Here is a 21,321-nt window from a genome sequence, read left to right as displayed (position 1 = left end):
TGGTTTGTCGGCCCAGCCCGAGTGGCCAATGGAAGGGGTCAGGGGTTGCTCTCCCCCACGCCTCTGGAAGCCCAGCGCGCCCGCAGCGCCTCAAAATTGGCGTCGATACGCGTCTGTGGCAAGACCGCCTGCGTGGTGCTGCCGTGGCCGATCTCGTCGCCCAGTTCGGTGACGGCGCGCATGCTGGCGTGGATGCGCCGCCCCGCCTGACCCGTGAAGGTGGCGGTGACGGTCACGGTCATGCCGGGCAACGCTGGGCCAGTGTGGATCACCTCCACCTGCGATCCGATGCCGCCCTCGCCGTCTTCCAGAAACGGCAGGATGATCTTGCGGCCCGCCTCCTCGAAGTGTTTGGCCATCCAGTAGGTGGCGTAGACCGGATGAACCGCGCCGAGTTCGCCGAAATCGACGGTCATCTCGTCGGTCACCATCAGGGTCAGGGTCTGCGTGAAACCGTCAGGAATGGGGCGCATACCTTCAGATTAGGTCAACCGGGCGTGTGCGGGCCTGCCCGTTAGACTGCCCGCATGAGGTTCACGCCCGCCAATCTATTCACCCTGCTGCGGGAAGCCGCGCTGGCGTTCAGCCAGGACAAGGCCCCGCGTCTGGCCGCCGCCCTGGCCTATTACGCCATCTTCGCCATCGCGCCGCTGCTGTTCTTCGTGCTGGCCGTCGCCAGTGGGCTGCTCTCGAATGCCAACGTGCAGGAACGGCTGTTCGAGTTCCTGGCCGACAACCTCAACCAGAGCGCCGTGGAATTCGTCAAGGGCATCGTGCCCGACGGCAGCAAACTGCAACAATCGACGCTGTGGGCCAGCATCCTGGGCTTCGTGACGCTGTTCATGGGGTCCACCGGGCTGTTCGTACAGCTTCAGGACGCCCTGAACACGCTGTGGGGCGCGGAACCGCCCAAGGGCAACGGCATCCTGAACGTGATCAAGTCGCGGCTGCTGTCCTTTGCGCTGGTGATCGGCATCGGCGTGATCATCATCGCCTTTCTGATCGGCAACACCTACCTGTCGGCCATCGCCGAGCAACTGGGCGAGGCCATCGGCCTGGGCACGCTGTTCGTGCGCGTCGCCACCTTCGTGGTCAGCGCAGGCATCCTGACATTGGTGTTCGCCGCGCTGTATAAGACGCTGCCCAATGTCAAATTGCAGTGGAAAGAGGTCTGGGTCGGCTCGGCCATCACCTCGGTGCTGTTCACGCTGGGGCAGCTCGCCATCGGCATCTATCTGGGCCGCGCCGCACCGGGCAGCGCCTTCGGGGCCGCCGGGTCGCTGGTGCTGCTGCTGCTGTGGATCTACTTTTCCAGCATGGTCTTCTTCTTCGGCGCGGAGGTGACCTGGGTGTATTCCCAGAAATTTGGTTCTGGCGCGGGCGGCGCGGGCAGCGTGGACAAGAAGGCCGCGCTGGTGGAAAAGGGCGCGCAGATCGACACCACACCCACCGCACAGGAGCTGGAGGCCAGCCGGGAGAAGGAGAAACAGAAGGGGTCACCGTTGCCGGGCCGTCTGGGCGAACTGCTGGACACCGCCAACGCAAAGCTGCCGCGCGTGCTGCCCCACGCCCCCACCCACGCGCAGGGACGGCTGCTGCCCAGCGTACGAGGCACCGTCTGGAACGCTGTCCGGGCCGTGCTGGCCGTGCCCGCCGTGATCGTGCTGCGGCTGCTGGGCTGGACCGGTGGCAAGGGGAAGTAGGTGCAGCCAGGTTTTAAAAGGCGGGTTTGACGGGCAGCGGCAGCCTCAGCGACAACGGGCAGCCCCCACACTACGCCAGCGCAACATAAAGAAAAAGGCCCACAGACGCGGGCGGCATACTTGACCGCATGGCATCCAGCGAAACCTTCGGAATCTTCATGGTGTTGCTGGCGGCGCTGTCGTTCATCAACAGCCGCTACTGGAAGTTGCCCCCCACCATCGGCATCCTGATCGGCGGGCTGCTGCTGGCCGGGGGCGTGGCCGCGCTGGACCGGCTGGGCGTGCCGCTGGCCAACCAGTTCCAGGCCACCGTGACCTCGCTGCCCTTCGGCGCGCTGGTCTTCGACTGGTTGCTGGGCTTCCTGCTGTTCGCCAGCGCCATCCAGATCAACGTGCGCCTGCTGTTCGAGCAGCGCCTGTCCGTGATCGCCGTGACCCTGCTGACCACCCTGATCACGCTGCTGACGCTGGGGGGCGGTTTCTATTACCTGCTCCAGTGGGCGGGCATGCCTGTTCCGTGGGTGGCGGCGCTGCTGTTCGGGGCCATCGTCGCCCCGACCGATCCGGTGGCGGCCCTGCCGCTGCTCAAGGCCGCCAGAGTGCCGGACAGGGTGGAATCGCTGATCGCCGGGGAATCGCTGTTCAACGACGGCGTGGGCGTGGTGGCCTTTACCGTGCTGGTGTCTCTGCTGCCGCCCAACCCGCAGGACGTGACCCTGGCCAGCACGCTGCTGCTGTTCGGGCGCGAGATGCTGGGCGGGCTGGTGCTGGGCGCGGCGCTGGGCTGGGTGGCCTTCGCCTTTATCCGCCGCACGGCGCTGGACGAGAACACCCGGCTGGTCATCACGCTGGCGCTGGTGGTGGGCGGCGGCGCGCTGGCCGGACAACTGGAGGTCAGCGCGCCCGTCACGGCGGTCATGAGCGGCCTGACGCTGGTGGCGCTGCTTCAGGTGGTGCGCCGCAAGATTCAGACGGCGGCCCAGACCAGGGAAGTCTTTGCCCGCTGGGAAAACCAGAACCGCGCGCGGCTGGACGCCATCCACGATCACCTCTCCACCTTCTGGAATTTCGTGGACTACCTGCTGAACGCCGCGCTGTTCACGCTGATGGCCTTCGAGATCCTGAGCCTGGACCTGGGCTGGCCCCTGCTGGCGCTGCTGCCCGCCGTGATCGTGCTGGGGCTGGGCGCGCGGGCGCTGGGCGTGTGGCTGCCGATCACGCTGCTGAAACGGCGCGACACCTTTCCGCCGTACACCCGCCGCCTGATGATCTGGTCTGGCCTGCGCGGCGGCGTGACCCTGGCCCTGGCTTTCACCGTGCCCGAGAGCGATTTCCGCAACACCCTGCTGGTCCTGAGCTACGGCGTGGTGATCTTCAGCCTGCTGGTGCAGGGGCTGACCATCCCGAAACTGGCCCGGCGCGCGACGGCGGCGGCGGAAGCGGGTTAGAGGCTGACTGGATACGCCAGCGTGCCCTCGTAGATGGCCCGGCCCACGATGGCCCCCTGAATGCCTTCCTGGGCCAGCAGGCGCACGTCGTCCGTGTTGGCGACGCCGCCGCCCACGATCAGGGTATTGGTCCACAGCCGCCGCACCTCCCGCATCAGTTCGCGGTCCAGGCCCTTGAGGGTGCCGTCGCGGGTCACGTCGGTGAAGATCAGGGTTTCCAGACCCGCCTCGGCCAGCCGGGGCGTCAGCTCGGCCACCTGTAGGCCGCTGCCCTGCGCCCAGCCGTGGGTGGCGACTTCCAGCCCGCGTGCGTCCAGGCTGACCACCACCCGTTCGGGGCCGTGCGCGGCGATCAGCTCGGCCACCAATTCGGGGTTCTTGACGGCGGCAGTGCCGATCACCACCCGGTCCACGCCACTTTTCAGCAGTGCCTCGGCCCCGGTGCGGTCCCGGATGCCGCCGCCCACCTCCACCGGCACGCCCAGTTCGGCCACGATCTGCGCGATCACCGCGCGGTTCTCGCCTCTTCCTGTGGCGGCGTCCAGGTCCACCAGATGTACCAGCCCCGCGCCCAGGCCCACCCAGTGGCGCGCGGCTTCCAGCGGCGATTCGAAATACACGGTCTCGCGGTCAGGATCGCCCTCGTACAGGCGCACGGCGCGGCCCGACTGGATATCCACGCAGGGAATGATGAGGGGCGCGGCGGGAGAAGGGCTGGAGGCAGTCATGGCAGGCAGCATAGCGAGGAGGGGGTGGACGGCGCTCAAACCGTCTAACGGCCAAACGGCGAAAGACAGAGCTTCAGCCTCTACCTGACCTGCTCAGGACTGACGCGAAATGCGGAAAAGGCTTGGGATGTCTTGCCCGAAAAGTAGCCCAGGGAGGCCACTTCGCCTGACCTCCTCCCCAACCCTCTCGCGGACGAGCTGTGCCAGTTATCCATAAACTGCTGGATGATGCAGACAAGTCTCTCATGTTTGGCTTTGCGCTGATTTTCGCAAGATGTCATTTTTCTCTGGCCGCGCTGGGACGGCGCTTACGGTTCCCCCCTCCCAGCTTCCCCCGCAAGGAGGGAGGCAGAAAAGACCGTGTTTCTCGGTTTGCCGAGTGGTATCGCGTAAGTCCTGCTGCTCTCGGAGCTGAGACAGTTAGCCTGCCGAATCCATTCCTCAGCGGCCCGCCGTCCTGTTCACCCTCCCCGCCGCCATGCTCTAGACTGCCGCCCAGTGTGAAAATCGGGATCATCACCGCGACCTACCTGCCGTCCCGCAACGGCGTGGCCACCAGCACGGCGCTGTTCGTGCGCGGTCTGCGGGAGCGCGGCCATGAGGTCCGCGTGTTCGCCCCGCGCCATCCGCTGATGCCCGCGCGCGAGGACGGCGTGTACCGCCTGAACAGCTCGTTTCTGGGGGCGCGGGCGCTGGGCGCTCCGGCGGATTACCCGGTGCTGCTGGCCCCTGGCCCGCTGCTGACTTCCCGCCTGCCGCTGCGCGATCTGGACGTGCTGCACACCATGCACCCGTTTCTGGCCGGGGGACTGGCGCTGAAGTGGTCCCGGCTGTCGGGCGCTCCGGTGGTGTTCACGGCGCACACCCAGTACGACGAATACCTGCACTACACGCCGATGCCCCCGCGCCTGGGCCGCGCCATGCTGCGCCCGCATGTCAGCGCCTTTGCCCGCCGGGTGGACGCCGTGCTGGCCCCGGGCCGCGCGATGGTGCAGATGCTGCACGGCTACGGTTATTCGGGACATGTCGAGCTGTTTCCCAATCCGGTGGATCTGGCGGCGTTCCAGGCCGCAGACGGCAGCGCCTTTCGGGCCGAGCATCACATTCCCCTGGACGCGCCGCTGGTGATGTATCTGGGCCGACTTGCCCCGGAGAAGAATCTGGAGGTGATGATCCGGGCCTTCGACCAGGCGCGGGCCAGCCGCCCGGAACTGCGCCTGCTGGTGGTGGGCGACGGTCCCAGCCGCCTGTCTGCGGCCAGGGACGCCCCGGAGGGCGTGAGATTCACCGGCCCGGTCCCCTACGCCCGCGTGCCCGAAGCGCTGGCCGCCGCCGACGCCTTCTTGACCGCCAGCACCAGCGAGGTCCTGCCCATGAGCATGATCGAGGCGCTGGCAGCGGGCGCGCCGCTGGTGGCCGCCCACAGCCCCGCCGCGCTGGACCTGATCGGAGAGGGAATCAACGGCACCGTGCGCGAGGCCACCCCGCAGGCCCTGGCCGACGGCCTGCTGTTCGCCCTGCACCCAAACCGCTTGGGCGCGTTGCAGGCAGGGGCGCGGGCCAGCGCCGCCCGGTACGATCTACCGCAACGGGCGCAGGCACTGGAAGAGGTTTACGAGCGGGTGCGGGCAGGCCACCGCAGACAGAAAGCCTGAGCAAGTGAGACGGACTCCGATTGAATCGTTTGCAAAAACGATGAAATCCGAGCGGGACTCGCAGAGCTGCGCCAGCAGAGGAAGAGCGTCCTCCTGAGGAGGAGTAGCCCCATACGGGTGCTATCTCACGACGACAGTCTGTTCATGACGAGAGCGAGAAGGCGAAGTACGGGTTCCGGGCGTGGAGTGAACGAACCGGAGCTTTCCCGGTTTGTTGACGAAACAGACGGAATCCGTATGCGACGACGGGTTCCGCCCACTGCCCCGCTCTGTGAATTACGCTGAGGGCCGATGCGTCCTCCATCCGACAAGCCGCCCACGGTGCTGCTGATTCCGCCCGACACCCGCCCGCAGACGCTTGAGCTGCCCGCGCAACTCGCCACCATGACTGGGGCCGCCGTGCGCGTGCCGCCCGCTGAGGCGTTACCGGACTTCTTCACGCCGGGGAAAACCAGTGTTCTCAGGGACTGGCTGCTGGGGGAGGCGGGGCAGGCGGACATCCTGATCGTCTGTCTGGAAACCCTGTGTCTGGGCGGCATGATTCCGGCGCGGCGCGTCTCGGACCCGCTGGAGACAGTGCTGGAGCGGCTGGCCGTGCTGGCCGAGATCAAGCGCCAGCACCCGGACCTCCAGATTTACGCCTTCGGGGTCATCGTGCGGGTGGCCCACGACAACGATCCGCACGAGGAAAAACCGTATTACGGCCAGTGGGGGCGCGAATTGCGGACCTACAGCGCGGCGTTTGACCGTCACGCCCGCCACGGCATAGCAGAAGCTGAAGCGTTGGAAGTCGCACGCACCGCCCTGCCCGCCGATATCCTGGCCGATTGGACGGGCACCCGCGAACGCAACCGCGCCCTGCATCTGGCCGCGCTGGACCTGCTCGCGGCGGGCGTGCTGAGTCACCTGTGCCTGACGCTGGACGACACCACGCCGTACGGTCTGGCCGCCTATGACCGACGAATGCTGGAAGCGCGGGCCGACGAGCTGGACGTGTGGCAGCATTTGGACATCTATCCCAGCGCGGACGAGGTGCCGTGCGCGCTGCTGGCACGGGCGCTGGCCCCGGCAACTGCACGCGTGTGGGTGCGCTACAGCGGTCTGGGCGGCGCTGGCGCGGAGATGATCTACGAGGACCGCCCCGCCGGGGAACTGGTCCGCGCCCACCTGCGCGCGGCGGGCTGCGTGCTGGCCGACACGCCAGATGAGGCCGTCTTCGTGCTGGCCGTCAATACTCCTGGACTACGGCAGGCCAACCGACAGCCGGATTTTGCCACGGTGGACACGCCACACCGTCACCTGCCCGCCTTCGTGGACGCGCTACGGGCCGATCTGGAAGCCGGGCGCACGGTCTCGCTGGCCGACATCGCCTATCCCAACGGGGCCGAGCGGCGGCTGTGGACGCTGATCCAGGGGCTGCCTCTGGCGAAGCTGGCAGGCTTCAGCGCCTGGAATACGGCGGGCAACACGCTGGGAACGGCCATCGCCTTCGGCAAACTCGCACCCCTGGTGACGGACCGGGCCGCCCACGCTGAAGCACTGTTCGCGCGGATGGTGGACGACGCGCTGTATCAGGCGTTCGCCCGTTCGGAAGTGCGGGAGCGGCTGGATAATCCCAGCCCCTTCGATCTGGCCGGACAGCGGGAGGCGGCAGAGGCCCACCTGCGCGAGATCATCACACCGCGCATCGAAGCGCTGTGGCAGCGGCATTTCTCTGAGCTTGGGCTGGAGCTGGAAGCGGGCGCGGCACATCTGGCGTGGCCCCGGCTCTTTACGGGCATCTTTCCGCTGAAGGTAAAAGTGTCCGCCATCGAGGGACATAGGCCATCCCCGGCAGGCGATGGGCCATTTGTATGATGCGCGGCAGACCGCCGTGTGTAACTTTGAGGGCATGAGTGACCGTCTGGCCCTTCCCACTGCCGCTGCCCTGGCCTTCCTGACCCTGGCCCTGTGGCTGTATCTGCTGCTGTTCCAGGCGGCAGGGGTGCAGGTGGCCAACCGCAGCGGCGCGGTGATCGGCGGCCTGACGGTCTGCCAGAGCGGCGGCGACTGCCTGCACCGCGAACACCTGTGGCCTCACCAGACCTGGCGTATCCCGCTGGAACGGGCGCAGACGGGGCAGGTCAAACTGACCGTGCAGGAAGCAGGCGGTCAGCGCCAGTCGGCTTCCCACTCGCCAAAGACCACCGGAAGCCGCCCGTCGTTCGTGGTGGGTCAGGGCGGACGCATCGAAGTGCAGTGAGGCCGACCTTCGCCTGTGGGGCACAATAGCCCCGTGACCGAGTCCCGCACCCGCAAGCCCCTTTTCACCGCTGGCTCAATCGTCCGCAAACGGCCCCCGGCCACCCCGGCACGGCTGGCCGTGGGCGCGGTTCTGTTCGGGCTATGCGCGTTGGGTGCCTGGCTGACCATTCCCCGCCCGGATGTGCGCGTGATCAATGCCAGCGGCCAGATCGTGACCGTCTCGGTTCAGGCGGGCGAGGCGGCAGCGACGCGGCAACTGGGCGTGGACCGCGTCTGGGCCGTCGAGCAGGACTTTACGCCGGGAACACTGCGGTTTCAGGTCAAGCTGCCGGATCGTCCCGAGGTCAGCACCACCCTCGCCTCACCCACCCTGCCCCTGCGTGTGGCAATCGCGGAGGATGGACAGATCGCGCCCCGCTAGCCGACTTTGCATTTGACAGGTCTGCGCTTAGGAACACCCATCTCGCAACAACCCATCTCAACTGGATCGGAGCGCCTGAAAAAGCTGCTCCGTCCGTTCTGACGGGCGTGTTAGCCTCTGCCTCAAGTACAAGGAGGCACAGATGACAGACAGTCTTGCAGGCGGTTTTCTGCCTTTCGGGCACGAACCCTATTTCGACTTCACTCAGCCGGACGTGGCGGATTTGCAGCGTGCGGCGTTTCGGCAGGTGCGCGAGAAGTACGTCGGGCAAACCTTTCCCCTGTACATCGGCGGCCAGCGGATAGAGGGCGGCGAGACCTTCGGGATCCGCAACCCCGCCGACACGCGCGAGACCGTGTGGCACTTCCCAAAAGCCACGCCCGAGCAACTGGAGGACGCCATCGCCGCCGCGAAAACGGCCTTTGAGGACTGGCGCTTCAGCGATCCGCTGCAACGCGCCACCATCTTCAAACGGGCCGGGGAGTTGCTGCGGGCACGACGCATGGAATTCAATGCGGTCATGACCCTGGAAAACGGCAAGAACTGGCCCGAGGCCGACGGCGAGGTGGCCGAATCGGTGGACCACTTCGAGGTCTTTGCCCGCGAAACCCTACGCTGGGCGGCAGGCAAGCCGGTCTACCCGATGCCCGACGAGCATGTCACCACCGTGTACGAACCAATTGGCGTGGTGGCCTGCATCAGCCCCTGGAACTTTCCCAGCGCGATTCCGCTGGGCATGGCGCTGGGCGCTATTGCGGCGGGCAACACCGTGATCTGGAAACCCGCCTCCGAAACGCCGCTGAGCAGTCTGCTGATGGTGGAACTGCTGTATCAGGCCGGACTGCCCCGGGGTGTGATTCAGTTCCTGACTGGCACCGACGACGTGCTGGGCGATCCGCTGGTGGACCACAAGGACATCCGCATGGTGGCCTTTACCGGCAGCCGCGAGATCGGGTGCCGCATTTTCGAGCGCGCCGCCAGGGTGCAGCCCGGCCAGAAATGGCTCAAGCGCGTGATGGCCGAGATGGGCGGCAAGGACCCCACAGTGGTCTGCGCCGACGCCGATCTGGAAGCAGCCGCGCTGGGCATCGTGCAAAGCACCTTCGGCTACGCAGGCCAGAAATGCAGCGCGTGCAGCCGCGTGATTGCCGAAGAGAGCATCTATGACAGCCTGCTTGAAATGGTCACGAAACTGGCGTCAGAGGTCAAGGTTGGCCTTCCCGAAGACAACGCGCCCCTCGGCCCGGTGATCAGCGCGGGCAGCGCCGAACGCATCATGAAGTACGTGGAGAGCGGCAAGAAGACGGCCCGGCTGGTGCTGGGCGGCGAACGCGCAGATGTGGGCAAACGCGAGGGCGGTTACGTGCAACCAACGATCTTCGCGGACGTGGACAGCACCAATCCCCTGTTTCAGGAGGAAATCTTCGGCCCGGTCCTGGCCTTCTCCAGGGCGCGTGACTGGCGACACGCCATCGAACTGGCGAACGACAGCGACTACGGCCTGACCGCCGCCTTCTACAGCCGAGATCCGCACAAACTGGCCGAGGCGCGCAGATTGATGCAGGTGGGCAACCTGTACCTGAACCGCAAATGTACCGGGGCGCTGAGCGGTACCCATGCTTTCGGCGGCTACGGCATGAGCGGCACCAACGCCAAGGTAGGCGGCCCCGATTACCTGTTCTGGTTCCTGCAAACGAAGACGATAGCCCAGCGCTACTGATCTTGAACCGGGAGGGCAGGCGTCGGCAGTGGCGTCTGCTCTTTTCCTTGACCTGAACAAACAGACTCTCGGAACGGGCTAGTGAGTACAGAGGATGCCCAATCTCTCCAGTCCCCGCACATTAAAAGCGGACGCCCGAAAGCGCCCGCAGGAGAAAGAAAAGTTGAAGTCCTGATCAGATGATCAGGGATTTACCAGCGGCTGCCGCCACCCCGGTTTCCGCCGCCCATGCCGCCGTTGCCACCCATAGGGGCAGGTGCAGCGTTGGTCACGACGACGTTCTTGGCCTGTGGGCCTTTGTTGCCCTGACCAGCTTCGACTTCGAATTCCACTTCGTCGCCTTCGTTGAGCTTGCGGAAACCGCCGCTCTGAATGGCGCTGTAGTGCACGAACACGTCGGGGTTACCCGGATGCTCGATGAAACCGTAGCCTTTCTCAACGTTAAACCACTTTACTCGTCCTTGAGCCATAAATCTCCTTACATCTCCAAGTCCGCCGCCCGGTAAGCCGCCCTCTGGGCTGCAACCGCAAAATGGCGCGGGGCTTGAGACCGCTGTAGTATCGCACGTTCTGCCCCTTGAATGTAGAAGCATGAAGATGTGGGGATGACGCTCTGGCACTCAGGCACCTTTCAGGCGCGTCCCAGACATGTTTTTGAACCGGGTTCAAAGCGAGCCGTGCCGGACTGTTCTGCCTTGAGAAACCCCGTTGAGGCAGGCGCCAGAAAGGGACGTGTGGAGACAGGGTGATACCTTGAACGCAAGACCATTGCGATCTGCCGGGTGTGGGGCCAGGACGGTTCACTGGCCCGGCCCCGGAGGAACACATGCCGCTTTACGCTCTCGATGGACTCTTTCCCCAGGTTGACGCCACTGCTTTTATTGCGCCCAGCGCCGATCTGATCGGACGGGTGACCGTTGCCGGGCAGGCCAGCGTGTGGTTTGGCGCAGTGCTGCGCGGCGATGTGGAGGCCATCACGGTGGGGCCGGGCAGCAACGTGCAGGACGGCGCAGTGCTGCACACCGACGCCGGGCATCCCTGCGTGCTGGGGCCGGGCGTCACGGTAGGCCACCGGGCCATCGTCCACGGCGCAGTGTGCGGGGCGGGCAGTCTGGTGGGCATGGGCGCGGTGATGCTCAGCGGCTCCAGCCTAGGCGCGGGGGCCGTGCTGGGCGCAGGCGCGCTGCTGCCGGAAGGCGCACACGTCCCAGACGGTATGCTGGCACTGGGCGTTCCCGCCCGTGTGGTGCGCCCCGTATCTCAGGGCGAACACGCCCTCCGTTACGTTCAGAATGCGGCCCGCTACAATGGACACCTCCAGGTGATTCGCCCCAGATGATTCGCCAGAATGTCCAGGGCAGCGCGGCAGCTTTTCAAGAGGATCAGACCGGAGTTCTCCCGTCCGGCGAATAGTTCGTGAAGAGTCCGCCCCCAACAAAACAAGCCAACAAAATGAGCGCAGCCAAGCGCCCCAAAGCCCCAAAGGAACTGGTGGAGCATCCGTGACCGACGATCCCAATTCACCCCAGAAGCCGAAACGCCCAGCGATACAGCGCCCGGAAACTCTGCGCGCGGAAACACAGCGCAAGCCCGCGCAGGCGCGCCCGGAGCCTGTCCAGCCTGAGACAGAACAGGCCGCGCAGCCGTCGGCCTCCCCGGAACCGACAGCGCCCCGCGCCTCAACGATCCGGGTCACGCCCTCGCCGCAGGCCATGTCACCCCAGCCCTCCGCCCCAGAGGCTCAGGCGCAGAACTTATCCGCCCCGCAGGACCCCGCAGCACAGATACCCGTTACACAACCCCCGACTGTCCCCGCCGAGGAGCTGGCCGAACTGGTCCCGGAACTGACGCCCATGTTCCCCGGCGCGTCCCCGTTTCTGGCGCGGTTCCTGCCGCACTCGCCGCCCACCTATGCCGGGTTGAACGAGAGTTTCTGCGATCTGCACGCCTTTCTCAAATACCTGCACGAGCATTCCTGGTACGGCTACCTGTACGCCGTGCTGGGCGATCAGACCGCCTACGTGCTGCTGTTCGAGGGCCGAACCGTCACCGCTGCCGCCGCGAGCGCCACCGGAGAGCAGGCGCTGGGCGAGCTGCTCAACCTGTACGAACAGGGCGCGTCGCTGAGTGCCCACCCGCTGAGTCCGGTCTATGCCCACGTCCTGAGCGGCATCGGTTCGCGGGCCTGGAAGTTCAACCTGACCGAGGACTTCACCGGTCTGCACGCGCGGCCCACCGGGGCAATCTTCTACGCGCGTGGCGAGATCGTGGCGACGCTACCCGCCACCCTGCCCTATGAGGGCGCATTTCCGGCCCCGCTGCGCCCGCAGACGCTGATCCTGCCGCGCAGTCTGGCGGGCTGGGCGCACCACCATTACAACCTGACCCTGCGGGGCCGCGACGGCATGAACGCCATCACCGACGTGTATCAGGTATTTAAGAACGAGTACGGCGCGACCGGTCTGGCGTTTATCAGGGCGCTGGGCGAGAAGCTGACCCCCGCCGAGTACGCCATGCGTTCGGACGCCGCGCTGCACGATCTGGAGCCGATGGTCCACAGCTTCCTGAAAACTGGATACATCCGCGAGGTCTAGCCCCAAAAGCGAAAGGAGTGGGGCGAGGTGATCCATCCTCGCCCCGCTTGCTGTTCTGATACGGATTCCGTCTGTTTCGTGCAGAAATCGGGACAGCGCCGATTCCTCCACTTCACGCCCGGAACCCGTTTTCCTCCTTCTCGCTCCGCTCGGATTTCCAGGTGTTTCCAACACCTTCCAATCGGAGTCCTTATGATCAGTGGGCGGGCTGCTGACCGCGCCCTTCCACATCTGAGGGCAGGTAGGCCGCGCCACCCACGTATTCCTCGCTGAGCATCCATAGCCTGTACGCCGCGCCGTCGTCCAGTGCCTGCGCGGCGGGCAGCGTCTCGCGCGATTCCACGAAGTAGCGGCCCGATCCCCCGATGGGATCTGCGGCCAGATGAATGCTGGTCTGCGCGCCCTGCTGTGGGCTGATGCCCAGGCGGCTGCCCAGTGAGAACAGCGGGTTGTCCTGCCCGAAACCAGTGGAGACGAAACCGGGGTGCAGCGTGTTCGCCTGGAGCCAGGGGTTGCGCCGCGCCAGTTCGCGCGTGAACAGAATGTTGGCCAGTTTGCTCTGGCCGTAGGCAGCCCAGCCGCTGTAGCCGCGCCGGAATTCTGGATCATCAAAACGAATGCGGCCCATCGCATGCGCCCCCGAGGATACCGTGACCACCCTGGAAGCCTTGCCCGCACGCAGCAAAGGCAGCAGTTCACGCGTCAGCAGGAAGGGGGCGAGGTGGTTGAGTGCCCAGGTCAACTCGGTGCCCTCGCGGCTTTCGTGGCGCTCGGTGTAAAAGGCCCCGGCGTTGTTGACCAGCACGTCCAGACTGCCCACGCGGTCCCGGAATTCGGCGGCCACCTGCCGCACCTGCTGCATTTCCGCGAGGTCCGCGATCAGCGTTCCAGCGGCCCCGATCTCTGCGGCCACCCGCGCAGTTTTCTCTGGGTTGCGGCCCAGCACCGTCACGGCAGCCCCCCGCCGCGCCAGCTCCCGCGCCGTTTCCAGCCCAATGCCGCCCGTCGCGCCCGTGACCAGCACGGACCTTCCCTGCATGCTCTGTGTGTCCTGCGTCGTGGATACGGTCATCTGTCCAGCATACGGGGCAGGCGCAGGCACAACAGGGTGTGTGGACGCCAGATCAAGGCCACCCACCCGAGGGCAAAAGAAAGGACCCGATCCTTTTTCGATCCGGTCCCTCGGCGCTGTGGACTTCACCCGGCCCACCTTTAAGTTGTGCGCTGTGATGACAGAGTAAACGATTTCCTGTCACAGCGTTGTCACCACTTGATGAGAGCGTGTTCACTGCTCCTTGATTTGCTCCAAAGAAAATATGAAAAAAGCTCCAGGATTGAGCTGGACTCCTGTCCATTTATTATCAGGGGTGGGTTCTCCTCGCTCAGATCACTTCGCGGTAAGCCACGCTCTCGCTGCGGTTCTGCAACTCGCTGCGCAGATATTGCAGACGCGGATGCTCCAGCCGGGGATCGTTCGCCAGGATGTGCTTGGCCAGTTCGCGGGCGCGTTCGATGACCTCGGTATCATTGGCAAGATCGGCCAGCCGAAGATCGGGGATGCCGCTCTGGCGGGTGCCGCGCAGTTCGCCGGGGCCGCGCAACTTCAGGTCTGCCTCCGCGATGACGAAGCCGTCGGTGCTGCCCTCGATGATCTTGAGGCGTTTGCGGGTCTTCTGGCTGTGTTCTCCGGCAATCAGCACGCAGTAACTCTGCTGATGCCCACGCCCCACCCGGCCCCGGAGCTGATGCAACTGCGCCAGCCCGAAGCGCTCGGCGTTCTCGATCACCATGACTGTGGCGTTCGGCACGTCAACGCCTACCTCGATCACTGTTGTGGACACCAGAATGTCGAACTCGTGGGCGCGGAAGCGTTCCATCACATGGTCCTTCTCGGCGGCGCTCATTCGCCCGTGCAGCAGGTCAATCCGGGCTTCGGGAAGGATGACCTTCAAATCCTCGGCCAGTTGGGTGGCGGCCAGCAGTTCCAGCGTGTCGCTTTCCTCGATCAGCGCCGTGACCACGAACGCCTGCTGGCCCTCGCGGATCTGTTTCATCACGAAGCCATATGCCTGAACGCGGTGGGTGTCCTGCAAGAGCTTGGTTTCGATGGGCGTGCGCCCCGGCGGCAGTTCGTCGATGATGCTCAGCTCCAGATCGCCGTAAGCGGTCAGGGCGAGGCTGCGCGGGATGGGCGTGGCCGACATCACCAGCACGTCCGGGCGGCTGGCGAGCAATTTGCGCCGCTGCTGGACGCCGAAGCGGTGTTCCTCGTCCACCACCGCCAGCCCCAGGTTGTCGAAGCGCACGTTTTCCTGAATGAGGGCCTGGGTGCCCACCACCACGTCCACCTCGCCCTCGGCAATACGGGTGTGCATCTCCAGTTTGTCCCTGGGGGTCATCGCGCCGATCAGCAGGCCCACGCGCACGTCCAGTTGGCCCAGATAGCCGCGCAGGTTGGTGTAGTGCTGCCGCGCCAGAATCTCGGTGGGGGCCATCAGCGCGCCCTGGTAGCCGTCGCGCACGGCCAGATACAGCGCGCAGGCGGCCACCGCCGTCTTACCGCTGCCCACATCGCCCTGGATCAGCCGTGCCATCTGCTGATCGCCGCGCATGTCGTCGGTAATTTCCAGCAGCACGCGGCGCTGGGCGTTGGTGAATCGGAAGGGCAGGGCGGCTTCGAAGCGGTTGATGTCGTCACCCGTGGCCTGGAAGCGTTTGCCCTGCAACACCGAATCCTCGCCCTGAAGCAGCATCCGCAACTCTAGGAACAGGTACTCGTCGAAGCGCAGGCGGGAGGTGGCCCGGCTTAAATGTGCCTCATCACTCGGGAAGTGCTGGCCCCACAGCGCGTCGGCCAGATCGGTGATGCCGTACTTCTCACGCCAGTGGACGGGCAGGTAATCGTCCAGCGGCGCGGCCCCCAGCGCCCGGAAGGCCGCGCGGCGCAGGAACTCCTGCGAGATGCCGTCCTTGGCGTCGTACACGCCCACGATGCGCCCGGTGCTGAGGCTGTCCTGGGCATTTTCCAGCGTTTCCAGATGTTCCACGCCCAGTTGAACGCTGCGGCCAAATTTCTTGACCCGCCCGGTAAGAACCAGGCGCGCACCCTCGCGCAGTTGTTTTTCCACCCACGGCTGGTTGAACCACGTCGCCTTGACCCGCCCGCCCGACGGCGTTTCCAGCGTCACGTCGATGACCAGCATGCCGGGGCGCGGGTTGCGGCGCGACTTGGCGACCACGCGGCCCTCTACGGTGACCTTCTGGCCTTCCTCCACATCGGACAGATCAGGGAGTGCGCGGCGGTCCTCATGGCGGTGTGGGTAAGCGTGCAGCACGTCGCGCAGGGTATGCAGGCCCAGCGTCTGCAATTTGCGCGCTCCGCCGGGGCCGGTGTCCAACCGCGCAAGCGGGGCGTCGATGGGCAGGCGTTCGCCAGGGGCAGCGGTGGGGACGGCCTGCCTGGCGACAGGGCGCGGAGTCCGGGCAGGTTTGGCTTTCTCCCCATCCGAGAGGGCCGCCAGCGCCGTTTTCAGCACCTCCTCGCGCTCGCCCACGCTCAGTTCGCCATAGCCGCCCAGCACCTCGCGGATTTTGGGAAAGGGGTTGCCCAGCGGCGAGGCCAGCAATTTGTCCACGCCCCCGGCCACCACGTGGTTCTGACACCCGGCGGCCAGTTCGGCAGCAAGGGGCCGCCTCAGCCGTTCGCGCAGTTCTGCCACTGTTGCCATGCTTCCTCACCCCCCCTGTTCCAGCTTTCGGGCCGCAGGCTAGCAGAGGCGCGGGCGGGCGTCGGTGATGGGGTCCGCCATGTGGAACGGCAGCGCTGTTCTGGCCTTCTACTCCTCTCTGGCCCTCTACTCCTCTTTCGAGAATGTCGTGTCGCCAATAAACAGGTCCTTTTTCTTCTTATCCCAGAAAAAAAACAGGACCCGCTGCGTCTTGCCGCTGGCGCTGCGAAACTCAGCCGTGTAGCCGTTCAGTGTGTATTTGCCCTGATTGTCCTTGCCGCAGTTCGATGTGCTGCCGCCTCCGCCTGCCCCCGCAGAAGAACTGGTGCTGGTGGCACTGGAGCAGCCGTCCTTGCCCGATGTACTGGTGCTGCCCACCGAGACGCCGCCAGCAGCCTGCGCCGTGCCGCCACCGCCGATAGTGACGCCCGATCTCTCGAAGGTGCCGTCCTTGTTGAAGGTCAACGTGTCGAAGGTGCTGAAGCCGCCGAACGAGCCAAAGCTCACTGCGTTGGCCGCCTCCACCGTGATCCCGACCCGCTCGTTGGGCGTGGCAGGCACCACTTTGAATCCAGAAATCTCATCCCACTTCCCGGTGTCGGGGTCCTGCACCAGCACCTTCTGACCCTGCTTTTTCCACTTGCCCCACTCGTCGGGTTCATTTTTACGCGACGCGGCCACGTCCAGATCGGCGGGCGATACCTGAAGGCCGGAGTAGACCGTGCCGTCCCTGAGCAGCAGCAGGGTGTCTTCGCGGAAGGCTGTTCCCGTGGGCGTGGGCATCAGGTAGCCGTCGTAATAAATGCTGTCAATCTGGGCCATCTGTATGCCCTTCCCCGGTTTGGTGACCCACTTGAAGACGTCGTCGCCCTGCGCGGCGGCGGTCCCACACAACAGCAGCGCGGCGAGCCAGACTGATCTGTTCATGTCGTCACCTTAACCTTGCAGCGATGAGAGGATCAAATCAGGCGGCCCAGACCATATTCAGCCGTTCTCCGGCAGCCGTCCCAGCGCGTGCCGGGCGCGGGTTACCTTGAATTCCCTCTGGCTATCAAACTCGTAGGGTTCGTTCATTAAAAACCAGTACAGATCGTGCAGTGTGGTCAGGGCAAGGTAAGCGCGGTAACGGGTCAGGGTGGCGGGGGCGTGGTCTGGCAGGAAGCTCAGCGCCGCCTCCAGACTGCGCCCGGCCCCCAGCAGGTCCAGCGTGCCGGTCTTGAGCAGGGCCAGATCACGCAGCGGATCGTCCCAGTCGGCGCGCGTCCAGTCGATCAGCAGCACCTCTTCCCCGCCCTGGCCAGCGCCGTCCTGACCAGCACGCGCCATGTCTGAATCGTCCGCGATCAGGATATTGTCGTGCCACATGTCCAGGTGGCAAAAAGCGGCGGGCTGATCCAGCAGGCCACGCTCCAGCGGCAGCTCCACCGCCTCGAACAGGTCCGAGAGCGGGTAGGCGGCCAGGGCGCTGCGAAAGCGCATCAGGCGCTCGCGGACCTTGTCCAGATCGACGCGGCCCTGTTGCTGGGTGTGCAGCCTGGCCACGATCTGGCGCAGGCGGGGCAGGGCGCGCGGCACATCGCTGGCGCGCAGGGGATGACCCGCGAAACGGCGCATCACCAGCGCTTCCACGCCGTCGGCCTCGGTGACGCCCAGCAGCCAGCCGTCCATACCTGCCTGAAGCATGTTCTGCGCCTCGGTGCGGTGCTGGCCCTTGCGGTTGCGGTAGACCTTGACCACCGCCACGCCGTCCTGAGTGGTGTACACCCGGCTCTGCATCCCCGAATTCATCGGGGTCAAGGGGCCGTAGCGGGCCTCCAGTTCCGGAAAGTGCTGGGGCCGCGCCGTGCCGGAAGGGGTGGGACGCAGGGTCACGCCCGTTTCACCGGAGCGGCCCAGTGCCGACCACAGCAGCGCTGACCACGACAGTACCGACCACAACCGTGCCGACCACAACGGTCCTGATCCCACCAGACCTGAACAGGCCGTTCATTTTGCAGGCGACTCGGCGCTGACCTTTTCCATCAGGCCGACCAGCCGGGCGTCCAGCCCCTTGCCCGCCTGACCGCGCAGCCGCTCGAAGTCGCCCAGCCGCACGTAGGCGTTGGCGACGGCCAGAATGCGGGCATACAGCGGAATGTCTTCCCCGGCCAGTTTGTCGGGTTCGCCCTGACCGTCCCAGCGCTCGTGGTGGTGGCGCACAGCCTTCTGAGCCTGCGCCAGATGCGGCACGCCGTGCAGGAAGTTCGCGCCGACCTGGGGGTGGCCCTTCTCGCCGTGGATCTTGCCCAGATCGTGCAGGGTGGCGGCAAACCACAGCTCGTCCAGTTCGCGGTCCGCCAGACCCACCGCGCGGCCCAGTTTCACGCTGGCCTCGGCGACGGCCTGAGCATGCCCCAGCCCGTCGAATTCCTGGCTCTCAAAGGCTTCCACCACCGCGCTGCTGACCTGCCGCGCGGTCAGTTTCCATTCCTCGCGGCTTTCCAGCAGCCCCAGCAGCGGCGCAATGGCGGTGGCCCAGCGCGTGACCAGTTCCTGCGCGGCAGTCCCAAGGTCCTCCGAGGTGTTGCGGTCCAGCACCAGTGCGCCCAGATTGCGCCCCCGGTCATTGACGGGCACGACCAGCGACAGCGCCACATCCCGCATCCCGCAGGTATCCAGAATGCCGTGCAACTCCGGCGGGTTGGCCGCGTACAGTTCGCTTGAGCCGTCGTTCAGCACCCGCGTACGCAGGGTGGCCCAGGGGCCGGACAGCGGCGTGCCGACCAGCGCCTTGGGGTAGCCGAACACCGCCGCCACCCGGTCCTGTGCGGACCTGTCCGGTGCGGCCCGGTCCTGGCCCTGCGACCGGTGCGTCACGGCGTAGCCGCGCAGGTTGCCGCCCAGCAGAAAGCTGGCGTGGCTCAGCGCGCCTTCCAGCACGCCTTCATGGGTGGGGCGCGCCAGCAGATCGTTCAGCACACGCACCGCTTCCATATCGCCCGCAGGGGCACTGGAAGCAGGAACGCGGGCCTCGGCGGACGCGAGCGGGGGCGGCTGGGGGGGGCGGGGGCGTCGGAACATTTTGCAGGCAGTATAGCCGCGTCCCGGAGAAGGGGGGCGTGAAACATCTGGCAGACAGGGCAGGCTGGCCCGCCTCAGCCCCCCGGTTCAGGAGGGACGCTGTGAAGAACGGACTTTCCCCCTCCCGGATTCGCTGGGGGGGGAGAGAGGGGGGCCACAACCTGCGACAGATGTGAGCGACACCGCCACCCTCCCGAAGCATGGGCTGTGCCCTCTATCTGCACCTTCCATCTGCCCACCCACCCGCCATCTGGCTTAGCCACCCTGCGACTTTCGGCGGATGCACGGGCAGCGGCGGCGGGGCAGACTGACTTCACTTTCGGGCGGGGCCTTCCACACAGCGGAGAGCATCGACAACCCGCCCGCAAAGTTGCTGGCCCTGCCGTCCGAGTGAAGATGGCAGGGCCGTTTTGCATGTGGGCGGCCCGAATCAGGGCTACCGCAAAGTCAGCATCAGGGGGTAAGAGTGCGGCAAACTGGAAAGCAAACCCCTCAGTCTGCTTCGCAGCCAGCTCCCCTCAAAAGGGAGCCAAGGGGCCTGAAAGATCGTCCAGCGCAGGAATCTCCTTGCCTCCCTTCTAAGGGGAGGTGACCCGTAGGGCCGGACTGGCACTGCTCCGCAGGAGAGGGGTTGTGCGGGCATGGCAGACTTAAAACCGGACTTGGGGACTTTGCGGTAGCCCTGGCGGCCCGAATCCCACTCCCTTAACCCCCACCGCAGACCGTATGCTGGCGCTGAATGACGTTTACCCCCCGGCCCAGACCCGAAACCTTTAATCCCGCCCGCGAGCTGGCCGTGCGGGTGCTGCTGCGTGTGGTGGCGGGCGAGAGCTTTGCCGCGCCCGCGCTGGACGCCGCCCTTCAGACCGCCCGGCTGCCGGGCCGCGACTCGGGGCTGGCGACGCACATCGTCTACGGCACGCTGCGCCATTTTCCCAGCCTGGACACCGCGCTGACGCCGATGCTGACCGGGGATACCCACCCCAAGGTCCGCACGCTGCTGCTGGCCGGGGCCTTTGAAAAGCTGTATCTGGAAACGCCGCCGCACGCGGTGGTCAGCGAGTACGTGAATCTGGCGCGCGGCGCACGGCTGGCCCCGCCGGGTCTGGTGAACGCCGTGCTGCGCCGCATCGAGGCCCCCGCGCCGTCGGAGGTAACACGCACCGAACTACCCGGCTGGCTGGCCGACATCTACCGCACGGTGTATGGCGAGGACGCCGACGCCATCTTCGCCGACCTGCTGACGCCGCAACCGCTGTGGCTGAGCGTGTCCGACGCGGGCTTTCAATCTCTGGAAACCGAGGGCAGCCGCATGCAACCCGGCCCCCAGGGGACAGACCGCGTGGAACTGTCGCGTCCTCTGCGTGAGACCGAGGCGTTTGCGCGCGGCTGGGCGCAGCCGATCAACCCGGCGAGTCTGGCCTGCGTGGACGCGCTGGGAGATGTGGGCGGCCAGCGTGTCCTCGATCTGGCAGGGGGCGCGGGCATCAAGGCCGCCATGCTGGCCGCGCGCGGCGCACAGGTGACCAGCGTGGACCTGCTGCCGCGCAAGCACGAGCAGGCCAGCGCCAACCTGGAACGCCTGGGCCTGAAGGCCGAATTCCTGACCCACGATCTGACCCGGCCCATCGACCTGCCGCCCGCCGCCCACGTCCTGCTGGACGCCCCCTGCACCGGCAGCGGCACCCTGCGCAGTCACCCGGAGATCAAGCTGCGGCTGACCCCGGAGGCCGTTGAAGGCATGGCGGCATTGCAGGCGCGGATGCTGCCCAACGCCGCCGCGCTGGTGGCTCCGGGCGGCACGCTGGTTTACTCGGTCTGCTCGGTCACGCCGCAGGAGGGGCCGGGGGTGGTGGCCGACTTTCTGGCCGCACATCCCGAATTCGTGGCCGAGGACGTGCCTGAGGTGGAGGTGCCACACGTTCCCGCCGGAGACGGCCTGCTGACCGTGCCAGAGGGTGGGATCGACGGATTCTTTATCGCCCGCCTGCGTAGACGCGCCGATTCATCCATCGGCTAA

The 21,321-nt window shown here is 66.1% G+C and carries 18 protein-coding genes; 10 read left to right on the top strand and 8 right to left on the bottom strand.

Going from position 1 to position 21,321, the window contains the following annotated elements:
* Positions 1 to 38 precede the first annotated feature (38 nt).
* Positions 39 to 473, bottom strand: a complete 435-nt coding sequence (locus tag BOO71_RS12325; RefSeq protein WP_075832709.1) for a thioesterase family protein — start codon at positions 471 to 473, stop codon at positions 39 to 41.
* Positions 474 to 527: 54 nt separating this feature from the next.
* Here BOO71_RS12325 and BOO71_RS12320 point away from each other — a divergent pair, with 54 nt between their 5' ends.
* Together BOO71_RS12320 and BOO71_RS12315 are read left to right on the top strand one after the other, a co-directional pair.
* On the top strand, positions 528 to 1,703 hold the full coding sequence (locus tag BOO71_RS12320; RefSeq protein ID WP_075832707.1) for a YihY/virulence factor BrkB family protein: 1,176 nt from the start codon (positions 528 to 530) through the stop codon (positions 1,701 to 1,703).
* Positions 1,704 to 1,831: 128 nt separating this feature from the next.
* On the top strand, positions 1,832 to 3,151 hold the full coding sequence (locus BOO71_RS12315) for a cation:proton antiporter (protein WP_075832705.1): 1,320 nt from the start codon (positions 1,832 to 1,834) through the stop codon (positions 3,149 to 3,151).
* Here the strand turns inward: BOO71_RS12315 and hisA are convergent.
* A complete protein-coding gene (hisA, locus tag BOO71_RS12310; protein ID WP_175607435.1) occupies positions 3,148 to 3,891 on the bottom strand; it encodes a 1-(5-phosphoribosyl)-5-[(5-phosphoribosylamino)methylideneamino]imidazole-4-carboxamide isomerase in 744 nt (247 codons plus the stop codon). The genes BOO71_RS12315 and hisA overlap by 4 nt on opposite strands.
* A 488-nt stretch (positions 3,892 to 4,379) precedes the next feature.
* On the opposite strand from hisA, the gene BOO71_RS12305 reads away from it, so the two are divergent.
* The 5 genes from BOO71_RS12305 (at position 4,380) to BOO71_RS12285 (ending at position 9,919) form a co-directional block, all read left to right on the top strand.
* Positions 4,380 to 5,534 (top strand): glycosyltransferase family 4 protein, encoded by a 1,155-nt coding sequence (locus BOO71_RS12305; RefSeq protein WP_075832703.1) that lies wholly within the window; start codon positions 4,380 to 4,382, stop codon positions 5,532 to 5,534.
* Positions 5,535 to 5,825: 291 nt separating this feature from the next.
* On the top strand, positions 5,826 to 7,391 hold the full coding sequence (locus BOO71_RS12300) for a DUF4127 family protein (RefSeq protein ID WP_075832701.1): 1,566 nt from the start codon (positions 5,826 to 5,828) through the stop codon (positions 7,389 to 7,391).
* A gap of 34 nt (positions 7,392 to 7,425) precedes the next feature.
* Entirely contained in the window at positions 7,426 to 7,776 is a 351-nt protein-coding gene (locus BOO71_RS12295; RefSeq protein ID WP_075832700.1) for a hypothetical protein, read from the top strand.
* A gap of 33 nt (positions 7,777 to 7,809) precedes the next feature.
* Positions 7,810 to 8,199, top strand: a complete 390-nt coding sequence (locus tag BOO71_RS12290) for a hypothetical protein (protein WP_075832698.1) — start codon at positions 7,810 to 7,812, stop codon at positions 8,197 to 8,199.
* Positions 8,200 to 8,341: 142 nt separating this feature from the next.
* Positions 8,342 to 9,919: an L-glutamate gamma-semialdehyde dehydrogenase gene (locus BOO71_RS12285; RefSeq protein ID WP_075832696.1), complete on the top strand. Its 1,578-nt coding sequence runs from the start codon at positions 8,342 to 8,344 to the stop codon at positions 9,917 to 9,919.
* Between the two features lie 191 nt (positions 9,920 to 10,110).
* Here BOO71_RS12285 and BOO71_RS12280 read toward each other — a convergent pair whose 3' ends face one another.
* Positions 10,111 to 10,389, bottom strand: coding sequence for a cold-shock protein (locus BOO71_RS12280; RefSeq protein WP_029476324.1), 279 nt, complete (start codon positions 10,387 to 10,389; stop codon positions 10,111 to 10,113).
* 356 nt (positions 10,390 to 10,745) lie between these two features.
* Between BOO71_RS12280 and BOO71_RS12275 the strand changes: the two genes are divergently transcribed.
* Positions 10,746 to 11,258, top strand: a complete 513-nt coding sequence (locus BOO71_RS12275) for a gamma carbonic anhydrase family protein (RefSeq protein WP_075832694.1) — start codon at positions 10,746 to 10,748, stop codon at positions 11,256 to 11,258.
* A 163-nt stretch (positions 11,259 to 11,421) separates the two neighbouring features.
* Positions 11,422 to 12,513, top strand: a complete 1,092-nt coding sequence (locus BOO71_RS12270) for a hypothetical protein (RefSeq protein ID WP_254843138.1) — start codon at positions 11,422 to 11,424, stop codon at positions 12,511 to 12,513.
* Positions 12,514 to 12,709: 196 nt separating this feature from the next.
* On the opposite strand, the gene BOO71_RS12265 is transcribed toward BOO71_RS12270, so the two are convergent.
* From BOO71_RS12265 to BOO71_RS12245, 5 genes are all read right to left on the bottom strand, one after another.
* The gene (locus tag BOO71_RS12265; protein ID WP_217694892.1) at positions 12,710 to 13,585 is read right to left on the bottom strand and encodes an SDR family oxidoreductase; all 876 of its coding nucleotides are present in this window, start codon (positions 13,583 to 13,585) and stop codon (positions 12,710 to 12,712) included.
* Positions 13,586 to 13,895: 310 nt separating this feature from the next.
* A complete protein-coding gene (gene recG, locus BOO71_RS12260; protein ID WP_075832692.1) occupies positions 13,896 to 16,241 on the bottom strand; it encodes an ATP-dependent DNA helicase RecG in 2,346 nt (781 codons plus the stop codon).
* 126 nt (positions 16,242 to 16,367) lie between these two features.
* Entirely contained in the window at positions 16,368 to 17,168 is an 801-nt protein-coding gene (locus tag BOO71_RS12255; protein WP_075832690.1) for a hypothetical protein, read from the bottom strand.
* A 57-nt stretch (positions 17,169 to 17,225) separates the two neighbouring features.
* On the bottom strand, positions 17,226 to 18,113 hold the full coding sequence (locus BOO71_RS12250; protein ID WP_075832890.1) for a phosphotransferase family protein: 888 nt from the start codon (positions 18,111 to 18,113) through the stop codon (positions 17,226 to 17,228).
* Between the two features lie 114 nt (positions 18,114 to 18,227).
* A complete protein-coding gene (locus tag BOO71_RS12245; protein WP_075832688.1) occupies positions 18,228 to 19,301 on the bottom strand; it encodes an HD-GYP domain-containing protein in 1,074 nt (357 codons plus the stop codon).
* 739 nt (positions 19,302 to 20,040) lie between these two features.
* Between BOO71_RS12245 and BOO71_RS12240 the strand changes: the two genes are divergently transcribed.
* On the top strand, positions 20,041 to 21,321 hold the full coding sequence (locus BOO71_RS12240) for an RsmB/NOP family class I SAM-dependent RNA methyltransferase (RefSeq protein WP_075832686.1): 1,281 nt from the start codon (positions 20,041 to 20,043) through the stop codon (positions 21,319 to 21,321).

The sequence above is a fragment of the Deinococcus marmoris genome (genome assembly GCF_001949125.1).
Classification (GTDB): domain Bacteria; phylum Deinococcota; class Deinococci; order Deinococcales; family Deinococcaceae; genus Deinococcus; species Deinococcus marmoris_A.
Note: the sequence above shows the minus strand (reverse complement) of the source record. Positions and strands in the feature narration are given on the sequence as shown.

Bases quoted from the DNA above. Each gene is read 5' to 3' on its own strand.
- BOO71_RS12275 (WP_075832694.1), top strand. From the start codon at position 10,746: ATGCCGCTTTACGCTCTCGATGGACTCTTTCCCCAGGTTGACGCCACT.
- BOO71_RS12325 (WP_075832709.1), bottom strand. From the start codon at position 473: ATGCGCCCCATTCCTGACGGTTTCACGCAGACCCTGACCCTGATGGTG.
- BOO71_RS12255 (WP_075832690.1), bottom strand. From the start codon at position 17,168: ATGAACAGATCAGTCTGGCTCGCCGCGCTGCTGTTGTGTGGGACCGCC.
- BOO71_RS12300 (WP_075832701.1), top strand. From the start codon at position 5,826: ATGCGTCCTCCATCCGACAAGCCGCCCACGGTGCTGCTGATTCCGCCC.
- BOO71_RS12320 (WP_075832707.1), top strand. From the start codon at position 528: ATGAGGTTCACGCCCGCCAATCTATTCACCCTGCTGCGGGAAGCCGCG.
- BOO71_RS12245 (WP_075832688.1), bottom strand. From the start codon at position 19,301: ATGTTCCGACGCCCCCGCCCCCCCCAGCCGCCCCCGCTCGCGTCCGCC.
- BOO71_RS12265 (WP_217694892.1), bottom strand. From the start codon at position 13,585: ATGACCGTATCCACGACGCAGGACACACAGAGCATGCAGGGAAGGTCC.
- BOO71_RS12240 (WP_075832686.1), top strand. From the start codon at position 20,041: ATGACGTTTACCCCCCGGCCCAGACCCGAAACCTTTAATCCCGCCCGC.
- hisA (WP_175607435.1), bottom strand. From the start codon at position 3,891: ATGCTGCCTGCCATGACTGCCTCCAGCCCTTCTCCCGCCGCGCCCCTC.
- BOO71_RS12315 (WP_075832705.1), top strand. From the start codon at position 1,832: ATGGCATCCAGCGAAACCTTCGGAATCTTCATGGTGTTGCTGGCGGCG.
- BOO71_RS12285 (WP_075832696.1), top strand. From the start codon at position 8,342: ATGACAGACAGTCTTGCAGGCGGTTTTCTGCCTTTCGGGCACGAACCC.
- BOO71_RS12295 (WP_075832700.1), top strand. From the start codon at position 7,426: ATGAGTGACCGTCTGGCCCTTCCCACTGCCGCTGCCCTGGCCTTCCTG.
- recG (WP_075832692.1), bottom strand. From the start codon at position 16,241: ATGGCAACAGTGGCAGAACTGCGCGAACGGCTGAGGCGGCCCCTTGCT.
- BOO71_RS12280 (WP_029476324.1), bottom strand. From the start codon at position 10,389: ATGGCTCAAGGACGAGTAAAGTGGTTTAACGTTGAGAAAGGCTACGGT.